This window comes from Clostridium sp. (assembly GCF_047777555.1).
Lineage (GTDB): Bacteria > Bacillota > Clostridia > Clostridiales > Clostridiaceae > Clostridium_H.
Map to the genome: position 1 here is coordinate 59,839 of NZ_JBKEEV010000004.1, position 16,429 is coordinate 76,267.

General features: G+C 30.0%; 12 protein-coding genes and 1 pseudogene. 7 read left to right on the plus strand and 6 right to left on the minus strand.

What is annotated here, in order from left to right; all coding sequences use genetic code 11:
• Positions 1 to 408 precede the first annotated feature (408 nt).
• The 6 genes and pseudogenes from ACFWTK_RS08320 to ACFWTK_RS08345 form a co-directional block, all read left to right on the plus strand.
• Positions 409 to 606, plus strand: a pseudogene (locus tag ACFWTK_RS08320) (superoxide dismutase); the annotation flags it as partial.
• A 146-nt stretch (positions 607 to 752) separates the two neighbouring features.
• Positions 753 to 1,346 (plus strand): superoxide dismutase, encoded by a 594-nt coding sequence (locus tag ACFWTK_RS08325; protein WP_415875703.1) that lies wholly within the window; start codon positions 753 to 755, stop codon positions 1,344 to 1,346.
• A 387-nt stretch (positions 1,347 to 1,733) separates the two neighbouring features.
• Positions 1,734 to 2,585, plus strand: coding sequence for a DegV family protein (locus ACFWTK_RS08330; protein ID WP_415875555.1), 852 nt, complete (start codon positions 1,734 to 1,736; stop codon positions 2,583 to 2,585).
• 122 nt (positions 2,586 to 2,707) lie between these two features.
• A complete protein-coding gene (locus ACFWTK_RS08335; protein WP_415875556.1) occupies positions 2,708 to 3,739 on the plus strand; it encodes a DUF362 domain-containing protein in 1,032 nt (343 codons plus the stop codon).
• A 143-nt stretch (positions 3,740 to 3,882) separates the two neighbouring features.
• The gene (locus ACFWTK_RS08340) at positions 3,883 to 4,419 is read left to right on the plus strand and encodes a DUF2953 domain-containing protein (RefSeq protein ID WP_415875557.1); all 537 of its coding nucleotides are present in this window, start codon (positions 3,883 to 3,885) and stop codon (positions 4,417 to 4,419) included.
• A gap of 13 nt (positions 4,420 to 4,432) precedes the next feature.
• The gene (locus tag ACFWTK_RS08345) at positions 4,433 to 5,020 is read left to right on the plus strand and encodes a GerW family sporulation protein (RefSeq protein WP_415875559.1); all 588 of its coding nucleotides are present in this window, start codon (positions 4,433 to 4,435) and stop codon (positions 5,018 to 5,020) included.
• Between the two features lie 111 nt (positions 5,021 to 5,131).
• Here ACFWTK_RS08345 and ACFWTK_RS08350 read toward each other — a convergent pair whose 3' ends face one another.
• From ACFWTK_RS08350 to ACFWTK_RS08360, 3 genes are read right to left on the minus strand one after another with little or no spacing between them, the layout of a single operon-like run.
• Complete coding sequence (locus tag ACFWTK_RS08350) at positions 5,132 to 5,575, minus strand: GNAT family N-acetyltransferase (RefSeq protein ID WP_415875560.1); 444 nt, start codon at positions 5,573 to 5,575, stop codon at positions 5,132 to 5,134.
• Positions 5,576 to 5,619: 44 nt separating this feature from the next.
• On the minus strand, positions 5,620 to 6,411 hold the full coding sequence (locus tag ACFWTK_RS08355) for an SDR family NAD(P)-dependent oxidoreductase (RefSeq protein ID WP_415875704.1): 792 nt from the start codon (positions 6,409 to 6,411) through the stop codon (positions 5,620 to 5,622).
• A 57-nt stretch (positions 6,412 to 6,468) separates the two neighbouring features.
• A complete protein-coding gene (locus ACFWTK_RS08360) occupies positions 6,469 to 8,748 on the minus strand; it encodes an ATP-dependent Clp protease ATP-binding subunit (RefSeq protein ID WP_415875561.1) in 2,280 nt (759 codons plus the stop codon).
• Between the two features lie 204 nt (positions 8,749 to 8,952).
• Here ACFWTK_RS08360 and ACFWTK_RS08365 point away from each other — a divergent pair, with 204 nt between their 5' ends.
• A complete protein-coding gene (locus ACFWTK_RS08365) occupies positions 8,953 to 10,299 on the plus strand; it encodes an aminotransferase class V-fold PLP-dependent enzyme (protein ID WP_415875562.1) in 1,347 nt (448 codons plus the stop codon).
• 149 nt (positions 10,300 to 10,448) lie between these two features.
• Here ACFWTK_RS08365 and ACFWTK_RS08370 read toward each other — a convergent pair whose 3' ends face one another.
• The 3 genes from ACFWTK_RS08370 to ACFWTK_RS08380 all read right to left on the minus strand — a co-directional run bounded on the left by ACFWTK_RS08370 (position 10,449) and on the right by ACFWTK_RS08380 (position 16,322).
• Positions 10,449 to 10,919, minus strand: coding sequence for a hypothetical protein (locus ACFWTK_RS08370; RefSeq protein WP_415875563.1), 471 nt, complete (start codon positions 10,917 to 10,919; stop codon positions 10,449 to 10,451).
• Entirely contained in the window at positions 10,907 to 11,245 is a 339-nt protein-coding gene (locus tag ACFWTK_RS08375; RefSeq protein WP_415875564.1) for a YtrH family sporulation protein, read from the minus strand. The genes ACFWTK_RS08370 and ACFWTK_RS08375 overlap by 13 nt, the downstream gene beginning before the upstream one ends.
• Positions 11,246 to 11,306: 61 nt before the next feature.
• Positions 11,307 to 16,322 carry an ATP-binding protein gene (locus ACFWTK_RS08380; RefSeq protein ID WP_415875565.1) on the minus strand — a complete coding sequence of 1,672 codons (5,016 nt, stop codon included), beginning with the start codon at positions 16,320 to 16,322 and terminating at the stop codon, positions 11,307 to 11,309.
• Positions 16,323 to 16,429: the final 107 nt, after the last annotated feature.

Sequence of the window (16,429 nt, forward strand, 5' to 3'; positions counted from 1 at the left end):
AAGTCTAATATTAGATTTGTCTGTATGTATATTTAATTTTATAAAAACGCTTTTCTTTACTAAATGTGAATAATCTTTTTAATATTGAACTAGAGTATGAGATTTGCATTGTAGAAAGCGTTGAACAAGCGTTAGAAGCTCTTTATTTCTGGATTTAAAACACCGTAAGAACCTTTTATTGTCTGAACGGTAGTAAGTTTAGAAGGTTTAGGGGTTTTAAATCCAGAAATATTAGAGCTTCTTTGCGTAGTGAAGCTTTCCTAAATGCAAATCTCATACGGAATGTTCAATATTGAAGATTGTCACAATTTATTTCTATGGTTTGCATATTTTCTTACACTATACATAAACTTATGTGGTATAGTAAAAATATAAATATATTTTTAAATTTATTGGATGAGGTGATAAATTATGTTTACTCTACCAGAACTACCTTATGATTATAATGCATTAGAACCATATTATGATGAAGAAACAGTTAGAATTCATCATGATAAACATCATCAAGGATATGTTGACGGATTAAACAAGGCTGAAGCAAAGCTCCAAGAAGCAAGAGAAGCTGGTGACTTTGCTCTTATTAAACATTGGGAAAGAGAACTTGCTAAATGCAAATCTCATACGGAATGTTCAATATTGAAGATTGTCACAATTTATTTCTATGGTTTGCATATTTTCTTACACTATACATAAACTTATGTGGTATAGTAAAAATATAAATATATTTTTAAATTTATTGGATGAGGTGATAAATTATGTTTACTCTACCAGAACTACCTTATGATTATAATGCATTAGAACCATATTATGATGAAGAAACAGTTAGAATTCATCATGATAAACATCATCAAGGATATGTTGACGGATTAAACAAGGCTGAAGCAAAGCTCCAAGAAGCAAGAGAAGCTGGTGACTTTGCTCTTATTAAACATTGGGAAAGAGAACTTGCTTTTAACGGAGCAGGTCATGTACTTCACACTCTATTTTGGGAAAACATGACTCCTGGTGGATCTCAATTAACTGGAGAATTGGCTGAAAGAATAAATAAAGATTTTGGAAATGCAGAAAACTTCAAAAAACAATTTTCAGCTGCTGCAGCTGCAGTAGAAGGCTCTGGTTGGTGTGTTCTTGTATGGGTTAAAAATCTACAAAAGTTAGAAATACTTCAAGTTGAAAAGCATCAAGATTTGACTATTTGGGGAGCTATTCCTCTTCTAATTTTAGACGTATGGGAACATGCTTACTATTTGAAATACCAAAACAGAAGAGCAGACTTTATCTCTGCATGGTGGAATATAGTAAATTGGGATGTAGTTAATAAAAGATATAATGATGCTATAAAATAGGAAAGCTGCAACAGAACTTTCCTATAAGTCTCTAATCTCTAGTCACTAATCGTTAACATATAACGCTAATCAAAGTTTTAATGGCTAAGGTGCTAGATGCTTAAGAACACTGCTTTAATTAATTTTTTCAGTTCCTAGTATCTAGCACCTATTTTTTATTTAACCAATTCATTTTTAATTTTCTAATGAGAATCTCACTTCCAATACCCTCAATTACTGATTTTACTCTAAAGATTTGCCAGTGAAAAAATAATCTCCTATATATTAAATTTATTATAACTTATTTCTTACTTTTAGTTGATATATTTCTCACCAAATGTTATTATATTTGTATAATAATAAGTAGTTTTAGAAACTACTTATAACATTCCTTAAGGAGGGTCAATTTTGGAGAAAATAGCCTTAATCACAGATAGCACATCTGATTTAAATAAAGAACTTATAGATATGTATGATATAAAAATTCTCAATTTAAAAATAATCTATAAGGATAGAGAATATGTTGATAGGGTTGATATAACTCCTCAGCAAGTATACGATAATATGAAAAGAGAAGTACCTCATACTTCCCTTCCTTCCATTCAAGATATGCATGATCTATTTAATGAACTTAAAAATCAAGGTTATACTCATGCTATTGTCATTTGCATAAGCTCTGGATTGTCTGGTACTTATAACACTTTAAAACTTGCCGCAAGTGAACATACAGATCTTAATATAACTGTTTTCGACTCAAAATCCTTAACTCTTGGAGCTGGTGCTCTTATATTAGGCTGTGGTGAAATGTTAAAACAGAAAAAAGGCTATGATGAAATAGTTAATACTCTCCCATATATGAGAGATAAAATAAAGGTTTACTATATAGTAGATACCTTAGAATATTTGATAAAGGGCGGAAGAATTGGAAAGGTATCTGGAACTCTTGGACAACTATTAAACCTTAAACCTATAATATCTATAAATGCTGATGGAATATATTATACTTATGCTAAAGTAAGGGGAAAAAGACAGGCAAAAGCTAAACTTATGGAGATAGCACAAAATTTTTTAAGAAGCAAAAAGGCAAAAATATGGGTAATGCATGGAGGAGCTTATGAAGAAGGACAGCAATTCTATGAAAAATTAAAAGAAAATCATAATATATCTTACCTAGGATTTGGAGATATTAGTCCTGTTGCTGGAGTTCACACTGGACCCGGGCTTATAGGAATTGTTCTTATAGAAGAGCCGTTTATATAGACGTCTCTTCTATTTTTTACTTATCTTATTTTTTTACAATTATATATGGTTGACTTATAGTAATATTATATATATAATTGTATGTCAAAATCATTAATTTCCATATAAAGGAGAAGAATATTATGTCATATGTATTTTTTAAATCTATAAGTTCCTATACAGATACAGAAAATATAAACAATAGTTGTGAGGAGATTTTATCTACACTAATCAAAAAGGAAAATTTAACTTTAGAAGAATATATTTCAATAAAAGTTCATTTTGGAGAAAAAGGAAACAAAACTTATATAGAATCGAAAAATTATGAAGGAATCATAAAGTATTGTAGAGATCACAATGTAAAAAATGCCTTTATCGAAACTAATGTACTATATCGGGGACAAAGAACAACCAAAACAAATCATATGGAGCTAGCTAAAAATCATGGCTTTACTCAGCTGCCTATAATAATTGCGGACGGAGAACATGGTGAAGAATATGAATTAGTTAAGATTAAGAAAAAGCATTTTAATGAATGCAAAATAGCAAAAGAAATTGCAAAACGAAAACAACTAATTGTATGCAGTCACTTTAAAGGACACGCTCTTGCAGGGTTTGGAGGTGCCATAAAGCAGCTTGCTATGGGATGTGCTTCAAGAGGAGGAAAATTAGATCAGCATGCTAATTCAATTCCTAAAATAAATCCTTTAAAATGTAAATCATGCAGTGTTTGTGCAAAAACATGTCCTGAAAATGCTATAATTTTAAATTTAAAAGCTAAAATTGAGAAAAACAAATGCATAGGATGTGCTTCCTGTATGGCAGTATGCCCTCATAATGCCATATCTACCAATTGGTTAGGCTCTCTTTCTAAATCATTTAATGAAAGATTAGCTGAATATGCTTATGCAGCACATAAAAATAAAAATAATATTTATATTACTTTTGCTTTTAACATAACTCGAGGTTGTGACTGCGAAGGGCACAATATGAAACCTTTCATTGATGATCTAGGCATACTTGCTTCAATTGATCCTGTTGCTATAGATAAGGCTTGCCTCGACCTGCTTGATAAGCGCAAAGGAAAAAAGGTGATATCAAGAGGAAGATATACTCTTGAGTATGCGGAAAAAATTGGACTTGGTAGTCAAAAATATACCCTTGTGGAAATTTAATTCTTATTACTTATAAAAATTATATATATTTTATATTTTAAAAACTTATCAATAAATTTCATCTAATACTTTATCATTTCTTCACCAATACTATAATTGAAAACTTCTTACTCCATAATTTTAAATATTGGAGATGTGTTTGTATGTATATATTTCTATTTTTAATAATTATAGTATTGTTTATTGTATTTTTATTATATGCTGTACCTTTAAAAATTTTATTCAGTGTTAACTCTGCAGAACTACCAGATTTTCATTTTCAGGCATTCTGGTTAAGGCCCCTATTAAAAGGAGTAATAAGAGAAGAGCATAAGAAGATGGTTTTAAAAGTATATTTATTAAACAATAAAATTTTTACAAAACCATTACAGGATGATAATTCTTCCAAAAGCTTTTTAGACAAAATAAACTTTTTAAGAGAATTACATCCTGACTTTGAAAAACTAGAGGCTTCTTATGGTTTTGAAGATCCATCAATTACAGGCATGGTATATGGAGGGATCAATTTGCTCTCTCCTTATGTAAAATCAGAAACTTTTTATAATAACGCTGATTTTAGTATGCTTCAAGATTATTTTTATATTGATACTGTATTTTATATAAATGCCGTTCAATTAATTAAAGTATTATTTAAGTATAATCAAAAACCAAAGATGAAAGTCTTATATCATAGCAGATAGAGGAGGAATAATTATGGATGATAGTATAAACTTTTCACAAAATATAGATACAGTTTTTTCAGACATTCAAAACTTTGCAAAAACAGATGCAGTACTTGGATCTCCAGTTTCTGTTGGTGATAAAACATTAATTCCAGTAATGTCTGTAACTCTAGGCTATGGAAGTACCCCAGGTAAAAATTCTCAAGGATCTCAAAATGCAAACCAGATGATTCCTAATGGTGTTGGTTTAGGTGCCAGAGTTAATACAAATGCTGTAGTAGTCATAGACAAAGATTCAGTATCTATGCTTCCTACTAATGAAAAGAGCAATTTGGGACAATTAATGAATAATATTCCACAATCTGTATTAAATAGTCTTCCACAATCTGTATTAAATGCAGGACAAAATATATTACAAAAAGCTATGCCTCAATCTAACCAGACTAGTCAGCAAAGTTCTGGTCAAAACACTCAACAGAGTGCAGGAATGAATATGAGCTCTAACAATAATTCAATGCAAAATAAATCTCAGAGCCAGCAAAATAATCAGCAAAGTAGTCAACAAAATAATCAGCAAAATAAGTATCAAAGCTATCAAAATTATCAAAAGAAACAATAAAATATCTGGTAAAAAAGTACTGGTAAAAATTTTCACCAGTACTTTTTTGTAACTAAATTTAACTTTATTTTCTAAACCCAGCCTATGGGCTAAACTTATGCACTATATAAACTATTTCTCATATATCATATCAACATGTGGTATTCCATCTTCTAAATATGTTTCTGAAGATATTTTAAATCCAAAGCTTCCATAAAACTTTGTAAGATACTGTTGAGCAGCAATCTTTATTTTTTGCTCTTTCATTTCTTTTTCGGCAAATTCAATTCCTCTTCTCAATAATTCCTTTCCAAGACCTAATCCTCTATACTCCTTTTTTACTATAACTCTTCCTAGAGCCATCTCCTGAAATGATACTCCAGGAGGCAAAATTCTAAGATATGCAACTATGTCACCATTTTCTTCTGCAAACAAATGAAAACACTGAGTATCCTTACCATCAATCTCTGGATAAGGGCAATTCTGTTCTACTACAAATATATTTGTTCTTTCCTTTAATATGTTATATAACTCATTTAAAGTAAGTTCATCAAACTTTTTTATATGCCATTTCACTTTTGTTTTTCCCCCTGTTTATTTTATAGCCTAATGCCATTTATTTAATTTCCTCTAAAGCTTTCTGTAAGCCCCTGTTGAACTTTTCTAACCACTTTTGCAGAAATACTTCCAGGCAATAATTTAGACATAAATACAGCTGCTTTATTTTTAGCTCCCGGGATTATAAGTTTTTTATTCTTTTTTAATCCATCATAGGCAATTTGTGCTACGGATTTAGCATCCATAGCTATACCAAGATCAGCTTTCCCAGCTCTTCTGGAAAATTCAGTCTTGGTGGCACCAGGACACACCGTAGTTACATTTATACCATAATCCTTTAGTTCATTTGCAATAGCCTCTGAAAAAGATAAAACATAAGCCTTTGTTGCATAATATACTGCAATATATGGTCCTGGTTGGTATGAACCTGTAGAAGCTATATTTAATATTTTACCTTCTTTTCTTTCTATCATCTTTCTTGAGAATAACTTAGTTAATACAGTTAAAGCAGCTATATTCAAATTAATCATATCTATATCTCTTTTTAAATCTATCTCATGAAATAACCCATTAGCCCCAGCCCCGGCATTATTCACTAAAATATCAATATCTATATTTGAATTTTCAATTTCCTCAAATACTTCTTCAGCAGCACCTATCAAAGACAAATCCTTTTGAATAGTCTTTACATTTATATTGAATCTTTCTATTGATTCTTTAGCTAAACTATTTAATTTTTCTATATTTCTAGCTACAAGCACAAGATTATATCCATCCTCTGCAAACAGTTTACTTAATTCATACCCTATCCCACTAGAAGCACCAGTAATTAATACTGTTTTCTTTTTATGCATATTCATATATCTCATCCTTTAATAAAAATGCTCTCTTAACAGATGACGATAATTCTATTATTCTAGTTTAATTTTTCCTTCTTCTACTCTAACCTTAATGTTATCTCCATCTCTAAACTTCTTTTGAAGATATTGTTCAGCAATTTCATCTTCAATATATCTTTGAATAGCTCTTCTTAAAGGCCTAGCGCCATATTTCTTATCATATCCTTTTTCTAATATGAAATCTTTAACCTCATCAGATATTTCTAAAGTTATCTTTTTCTCTTTAACTTCATCTTTTACTTCTTGAAGCATTAGGTCCATTATCTTATAAAGTTCTTCCTTAGTTAAGGAATTAAACACTATTGTATCATCTATTCTGTTCAAGAATTCTGGTCTAAAGACTTCCTTTAAGGCTTCTTTTACCCTACTTTCTAAAGCAGTATATCCATCTTTACCAAATCCAATGCCGTCAGATTTAAAATTAGTTCCTGCGTTTGATGTCATTATTATAACTGTATTTTCAAAAGATACGGTTCGTCCTTGACTATCCGTTAATCTTCCATCTTCAAGAATTTGAAGAAGCATATTAAATACATCTGGATGAGCCTTTTCAATTTCATCTAGGAGAATTACGGAGTAAGGTTTCCTTCTTACTCTTTCTGTTAACTGACCTCCCTCATCATATCCTACATATCCTGGAGGAGCTCCTATTAATTTAGAAACAGTATGTTTTTCCATGTATTCGGACATATCTATTCTAATTAATGCTTCTTCACTTCCGAAAAGTTCACAAGCAAGAGCCTTAACAAGTTCTGTTTTTCCTACTCCAGTAGGTCCTACAAATATAAATGAAGATGGTTTTTTCTTCTTTCTAAAGCCAAGCCTATTTCTGCGTATTGCTCTAGATAGGCTGACTATGGCTTCATGCTGTCCTATAACTCTTTTATGAAGTCTCTCCTCTAAATTTAAAAGTTTTTCTCCTTCTTCTTCTGTTATTCTTTGAACAGGGATCTTGGTCCATGCTTCTATTACAAAAGCAACATCCTCAACTGTAAGTTTTACATTCTTACATGATTTTTCAATTTCATTTATTCTATTTTGAATTCTACATTCTTCAACCTTGTATTCTGCTGCTTTTGCATAATCATCATTGTCTGCAGCTTCCTGTTTTTTAGCCTGAACCTCCTTTAATTCTTCTTCTAAAGATTTTAATTCTACAAGCCCCTTATTCTTTAGATTAGCTCTAGAACTTGCCTCATCAATTACATCTATAGCTTTGTCAGGAAGGAATCTATCATTTATATATTTCTCTGATAATTTTACAGCAGCCTCAATCACTTCATCAGATATTTGCACTTCATGGTACTCCTCATAATAATTTTTGATACCTTTTAATATTTCTATTGTTTCCTCTATTGTAGGCTCCTCAACTAAAACAGGTTGAAATCTTCTCTCTAGGGCAGAGTCTTTTTCTATATGCTTTCTATATTCTTCTAAGGTAGTTGCTCCTATTACCTGTATTTCCCCTCTTGCAAGAGCAGGTTTTAAAATATTGGCTGCATTCATAGCTCCTCCTTGAGCTTCTCCTGCTCCAATTATATTGTGAACTTCATCTATTACTAGAATAATATTGCCGTTCTTTTTAGCTTCATCTATTATAGACTTCATTCTTCCTTCAAATTGACCTCTAAATTGAGTGCCTGCCACAACAGCTGTTAAATCAAGAAGATATATTTCAGTATCCAATAATTTTGGAGGTACTTCTTTCTCTGCAATTCTTACAGCTAATCCTTCTGCAATAGCTGTTTTACCCACTCCTGGCTCTCCTATCAATATAGGATTATTCTTAGTTCTTCTATTGAGGATTTGTATAACCCTATCAATCTCTCTATTTCTTCCAATAACTCTATCTACCTTTTTATCTTTAGCTTTCTTAGTTAGATTTGTACCATACATATCTAAGTACTTTCTCTTCTTTTTAAATGGACTGCTTTTAGTTTTAACATTTGACTTTTCTTCAGTGTTAAATATATCCTCGCTAAAAGGATCTTCTTTTTCTTCTCCTTCTTCGTCCTTGCCTGCTGGAAAAATTCCGTTTAAAAAATTAGTAAAAAAATTGCTGTCTCCTAATTCCTCAATATTTGAATCTTGAAGCATATTATTAACCTGTTCAGTTAAATTTTCTACGTCCTCAGGATTTACACCAACTTGTTTCATTAGTTGATCCATAATAGGAATACCCATCTTTTTTGCACATTCCAGACATACTCCTACCATTTTAGACTTTCCATCTTCAATTTTGGCTGTAAATATAGTAGCTATATTTTTTTTACAAATTGAACACATCTGCATATAAATCATCTCCGTATTCCTTTATATTAGTCAGCGTTTTTTATAATTACAGTATATCATATCTCATATGATATGTATTAGCAACTTATTTACAAAAAGAAATCACTAAAATTTATATTGCTAGTATTTTTCATATATTTATAACACCTTTTTACTCTCATATTAATAAACTATTATTAAGATTAATATTTGGGGTGTGATTATATGGATTCTGCCTTATACAGAAGTTTAGTAGTAGGCACAAATACTAGAGTTCCATTGATTAACGGAAATTATGGTCAAGCCATAAATTTTGATAATGCCGCTACAACGCCAGCCCTTATTACTGTAGTACAAGAAATCTTAAGGTTTCTTCCTCTATACTCATCTGTTCATAGGGGTTTTGGATATAAATCTCAGCTATCTACTAAATTATATGAAGATAGTAGAAATATTGTTGCAAAGTTTGTTTCTGCTGATCCAAAATATAATACAATAATATTTGTAAAAAATACTACTGAAGCAATAAATAAATTATCTAATATATTATATGAAAAATATAAAGATTATATAGTTTTATCTACGGATATGGAACATCATTCCAACGACTTACCATGGCGAAAATATAATATAGACTATGTTACTGTGGATGAATGCGGAAGACTTTCTCTTGAAGATCTAAAAGAAAAATTAGAAATGTATAATGGAAAAGTTGTATTAGTTACCATTACTGGAGCCTCAAATATTACTGGATATAAAAATCCAATTCATGAAGTTGCAAAACTTGCTCATAGATATGGAGCCAAAATTTTAGTGGATGGAGCTCAATTAGTTCCTCATTCTCCAGTTGACATGAAACCTATGGACTCTGAGGAACACATAGATTATCTAGCTTTTTCTGCTCATAAAATGTACGCTCCTTTTGGCATAGGAGTTTTAATAGGACCTAAAGAAGATTTTAAAGATGTTCCTCCTGATTATCCAGGTGGAGGAACTGTAGACATTGTAACTCATGATTATATAAAATGGTTTGATACTCCTCATAAAGATGAATCTGGCTCTCCTAATGTAGTTGGCGTAGTAGCTCTTGCATCTGCTATTGAGACTTTATCTTACCTTGGCATGGAGAATATAGAAAAGTATGAAAACACCCTAACCAGATATGCTCTCAAAGCTATGAGTAAAATTCCTTATATAAAAATTTATTGTGATGGTACAAACCTTAATGATCGTATAGGAACTATATCTTTTAATATAGAAGGAATTAACCACGAAATAGTAGCAAAGATTCTATCTTATGAAGGAGGAATAGCCGTTAGAAATGGATGCTTTTGCGCGCAGCCATATGTTCAAAAGCTTTTAAAAATGTCTAAAAAACAGATGGAAGAAAGAATTAGAACAGGCAGTCATGAACCTGGAATGGTAAGGATAAGCTTTGGAATGTACAATACTAAGCGTGAAATTGATATGTTAATATCTCTTCTTGATAAAATAGTAAGTAATAGAAAAGGATATATTGAAAAATATAAACGCATAAGTTCTGAACTCTATTTTAAACCAGAAAGCTCGTAGTAATAACCACTGTTAGATGTTAGATGTTAGAAGTTAGATTTAATTATAAAATTCTGGCCTTCTAACATTTAACTTTTAAATCCCTTTTTATTCCTTCTACACTGTTTTTTAGACGATTCTAACATAATAAAAATACCACAGCATTTTTATTATATGCCTCTCACCTCTATCCAAAATTTTATTTCTTGAGATATTATGATTTTTTCCACTTTTAACTGATACTCCTTCCCATCTAGTTTCATAATTCTCTTATCCAGCATCTGGCATAATATATCCCCATCTATCTTATCAACATCCTTTCCTATAATGCCATTAAATTTTTCCTTGATATGCTTTTCAAGAGCTATCTTCACTATATCATCCTGTTCATTTTCTGGAAAACTTAATTCAATATCTATTTCCTTTACTAAGGGCTTCTTTTTATCTATAGCCTCCTCAAGCTTTTCAAGCCTTGCCTTATATTCATCTACTGTAGTTTTTAAATACTTAATTTCTTTTATATAGCTGTCTATCCTATAGCTTACAAGAAGATTTATAAGTACAACTCCTAAAATAGCTCCTAAAAATAATCCTAATGAAAAAAAAGTGAGATACCTTGATTTATCTTCTATTTTAGCCATAGTTCACCACACTTTTGAATTAATTTAATAAATCTTAATCCTAAATTAGCTCCTATTAAAGCTGCCAATATGTATACAATCTGCTTGCATAATGAACCAAACTCTCCCTTAAAAATTCCTTCTTCAAATAATTCAAAGGATGAAAAGGTCCCCCCAAGTGCTGTAGCTACTGCCCATATTTTTATAGAATTTGCTAGATCTATCATTGTCTTTAATGGAGGCTGATTATTTATTAGGGCTCCAAGACCTGCAAAGGAGCTTGCGCCAAAAATCACTCCAAAAGCTATTAATAAACTGTATATGATATTTGATATAAAAAGAGACATCTTGGCACCTTCTTAATATAGAAATACTATTCTATATAACTTATGCCATAGATGTCTTTAATTATGAATATATATCAGAAAACTCAATCATTATTCTTTCTATATTATTAGAATCTTTCTTATCAAAGTTTGATGTGTCTATAATATCTTTATCGGAAATTCTGCAAGGTAGTTCAATTAAAAATTCACTTCCATTTCCTAAACTGCTGTTTACTGATATAGTCCCACTATGCATTTCTACTAAAGCTTTTACTATTGATAATCCGATTCCACTTCCTTCTCTATTTCTAGAAAGTGATTTATCTACTTGATTAAACCTTTCAAAAATTGCCTGTCGCTTTTCTTCTGGAATTCCTATCCCATCATCTTTTACAGATATTACTATATTATCTTCTTTCTCATACATAGTAACCTTTATATGTCCACCTTTATTAGTGAATTTTATAGAATTAGACAATAAATTTAAAATTATCCTTTCTATTTTATCTGGGTCACAAGCTATTATTTTTTCTTCTACGAATGTATCAAATATAAGTTCAATTCCTTTGCTCTCGATATATTCAGCCACAGATAAGGTAATAGATTCAACTACATTAACTATATCAGCATTAACCAAATCAACTTGAAAATACCCTGAATCAATCTTTGTAATATCTATCAAGTTATTGATTAATCTAACCAGCCTATAGCAGTTCTGTTTTATAATCCCCATATACTTTTGTATTTTGTCACCACTTTTTAAAGGCAAGTTTTCCTTTAAAAGCACCTCCATCATTTGGTGTCCTCCAAAGATTACATTTAGAGGCGTTCTAAGCTCATGAGATAGATTTGCAAAGAATTCTGTTCTCATCTCTTCGTATTTAATGCTCTCATTTAATGACTTTGTTCTTTCCTCTACCGTTTTCTCAAGTCCCTTATTTAACTCATTTATTTTCTCATACATATATGCATTTTGTATTGAGATGGCTCCTTGAAGAGCTAAAAGGTTTACTATAGTTAGTTTTTCCTCACTAAAAACCCTAGATGCAAGCCTATTATCTAAATAAATTATTCCTATGAGTTCTCCTTTTTTTATTATAGGAGCGCAAAGCAGTGATTTTACTTTGTTTCTAGAAATATAAGAATCATGAGCAAACATTTCTTCATTATAAGCATTCTTTAAAACTACACTTTGCTTTGTAGAAGCCACATAATTGACAACATGTCTAGGAACCATATGATATTTATCCATACTAACAGGTTTTGAGAACAGTGAATTTATTTTATCTACACTTCCCTCTATGTGCACCAACAATTCTTCATTCTTATTCAAAATTAGACATCCCCATATTGCTCCTGTATTTTCTATTAAAATTTTCATTAGTTTTTTCAATAAGTTTTCCAAAACAATTTCACTTGATATAGCCTGTGATGCTCTTATAGCCGCCATCATATCATAAGAACTTTTTATGCCTAATTCATAAGATATACTCTCTTTCTCATCATATTCTCTATTTTCATGATATACAAATGACCATTTATCATCTAACTTTTGAAAAACCTCTTCATACTTTTCTTCTAATTGCCTTAATTTCATTATTGCTCCCCACTTTTTATAAAAATCATAGGAAGAAATAATATAGCTTTTGTATAAATTTTTACTTCCTTTTGATTTATAGTACTCTCCTGCCAACTCATTAGCCAGAGCAGCATTATGCAATAACTGATTTTCTACAGACACCTTAATTGCCTTATCATAAAATACTTCTGCTTTATCATACATAGAGTCAACTCTATAGGTCTCTGCTTGGACAATTAAATGGTAACTAAGATAATTGCTTGGACAAGTTTGAGCCCACTTTCTTATGATGTTATTATATTCTTTTAGTTTTTTAATATAATATTTTTTATTTTCAAAGTTATCTTTATCTATAACTGCGGCTATAGAAAGTGCAGCATAAAAATAGTAGAATACTTGTACTAAGGTTCCACTTAACAGTTTTGCTTCTTTATCTCCTAAATATATATATCTTGTTGCTTCATAATAATTTCCATGAATATAATTTAATAATATAGCATAAGTATAGCTTCCATTTAAAACTTCTTTATCATTTATCAATGTATTATTATATGGCTTATAATTCATTACATGACAAGTTTCTCCCATTAAATCCTCTATAACATTTTTAAAGCGGAAAATTTGACGGCCTATTTGATTTCTAGATTTATTTGTTATCTTTATATATTTTATAATACCTTCATGTAACTTCTCTAATTCTTCCCCTTTTATATAAGAAATAGCTACTATATTACTAGCAGTATATATGCTTAATATAATTTCTCCAGATTCTATACAAGTATTATAAGCTTTTTTCAAATACTCTAATACAGTTTCAAATTTATCCACCCAAGGTAAAATAAAGTTGCTGAAACCCATAAGTGAATTGCTAAGGGCATGCTTGTTATTCTTACATGCTTCTAAGTCCATCAATCCAAATTCAAGACTTTCCTTATATCTTCCAATCAAGCTCAAAAAAATACCATACCCTATATTAGTAAAATATCTATTTTCTAAACTTCCATATTTCAATACAATATTAGTTTCCTTTAGTACAGTTAAGAAAAATAAACTTTTATTGCTTAAAAAAGTAGCAGTTCTTATATTAGATAACAATTTTTTTATTTCTATTTGATTTTCATATCTTTTATCTATTAAATCTTTTTCAAATATACTGTATATATTTTTCCCTCTTAAATTCCAATAAACCTTAACTGCCTCACTAAATATTTTAAGTGGGTGTATTTTTTCAGGAATCTTGACTCCAAATAATCTTAATCCTTCTATGCCTGTTTCCACTGCTTCTTTATACTTACCAAAATAGATATCTACATGTATTTTCATGTTATAAATTCTAGCTATCTCCACATTGGTTTTAGCATGTTCTAAAATTACCTTTATTAATCTATCTGCTCTTTGGATGTTTCCGTTCATATACTCACTTTCTGCAAGCTCCGAACTTATATCATATGCCAAGTTATAGTTAGTAGTCCAACTATCTTCTTTAAGCAGCTTATACCCTATTCTAAAATACTTTAGCGCAACTTCATAAGCTGCAGATTTTTTGGATTTTTTTCCTGCAATAAGATTAAGTCTTACTAAGTTATGAACGTCTTCGTTTTTTATTAATAATTTAAAAGCTCTATTAAGTTGACTTACAACTTGAAAAATTCTCTCCTCATCTTTACTATTTTGTAAAGCAGTACCTATAATATAATGATATTGCATTTTTTTATCTCTATTTATATGGTTATAAATCTGCTTATGTATTTGATTATGAGCAAATCTATAAATATAACTATTCTTATGCCTCAAATAGTAACTTTTTATATAGTTTATCTCTGAGACAATTATTCCTTCTTTTATAGCAGGCATAATACAGCTATAAATCTCATTTATAGTTTTATTCATAATTGAAGCTAAGATACCTAATTCAAATTCTGTACCTATACAAGATGCCATTTGTAAAGTCTTTTGAGTTTCCTTTGGAAGTCTTTCTATTTTCTTTACAATTAAATCCAATACACTATTATATATTCCTATACTCTTAATTGAATCAATATCCCAAGTCCATTGATTTATTTCATGGTTAAATTTTAATATTCCCTCTGAGTGTAAAGTATCTAATAACATTTTTATAAATAGAGGATTTCCACCCGTTCTTAAACTTATTAGTTGTGTTAGCTCAATGGTTCTCTCCTTACTGCAATATAAAGTATCGCATACTAAATCTTTTATACTTTTTTTATTTAGTGGGTTTAATCTAATGTTAGTTATATTTACAGAATTAACATCTTTGTTAAAAATACTTTGTAAATATATATTTCTTCCAGCTTCCTCTTCTCTAAAACTTCCTATTATAAGCAAATATTTATTTTCTTTATCAAATCCGTGCATAGATATAGCATTAATTGTAGCTGCATCAGCCCACTGCAAGTTATCCCAAAATATTACTACTGGATATTCCTTACATAAAAGCGACTTAAAAAACTTTCCAAAAACTCTATTGAATTTATTTTCTAATTCCGAATGAGATACAGATTCTACTGGCGGCTGTTTTCCTATAATATATTCTACCTCTGGAATTACATCAATTATAATTTGCCCATCATCACCTACAGCTTCTAGTATATTCTTCTTTATCTTTTTTAATCTTTCTTTGCTGGCCATTAATAGCTTTATAACCAACTCTCTCGTCGATTGGATTAGAGGTGCATAAGGTGAGGTATTATATTTATCGCATTTTCCAGATACAAATGTTCCTCCTTCTTTAAGCACCCTACTTCGAATTTCTTTTATTATAGTTGTTTTTCCCATACCCTCTGAACCAGTCAAATATACAACTTGCAACTCACCAGTACATGCTCTAAAATATTTATCCATTATTTCTTCTATTTCTTTATCTCTTCCATATATCTTGTTAGTAAACTTGAACTTATCAGATATGTCATTTTCGCAAATAGTAAACTCCTCTATATATCCTTTATCTAATAAGGATATACAACATTTTGATAAATCGCTTCTAATTCCATAGCTGCTTTTATATCTATCCTCTGGATCTTTTGATAAAAGCTTCATTATTATTTTAGAAACTACCACTGGTATGTTAGGATTCATTAAATGTGGTGGTATAGGATTTTTAGCAACAAGGGAATATGTAAGTTCCATTTCATTATTTCCTTTTATGGGAACAATACCTGTAATAGCTCTATAAAGAGTTACTCCAAAGGAATAGAAATCAGTTCTATAGTCTACCTCATTTCCTATCTTTCCTATTTGTTCAGGTGACATGTATAGTATATTATAACTAATGTCATTATCTATATGTTCAAAATCTAGCAACTTTACCTTATCCATATTTTTATAGATTATAATATTTTTGGGGTTAACATATCCGTAAATCACATTTCTTTTATTATATTCTTCTATTTCATCAACTACTTCTAAAGCAATTTTTAAAAACTCTTCTAACTGTAAAGACTTTTCTAATAAAATTATATCTTCCAAACTTCTATTATCCGTATCATTATAGATTTGCATGTTCTTCTCCCTGCCACTTGACAATTATATCCCTTATTTTATATTGAATTAAAATATATTTATTTATATTATACTATATATTACATATAATTTAAATATTTGTAATA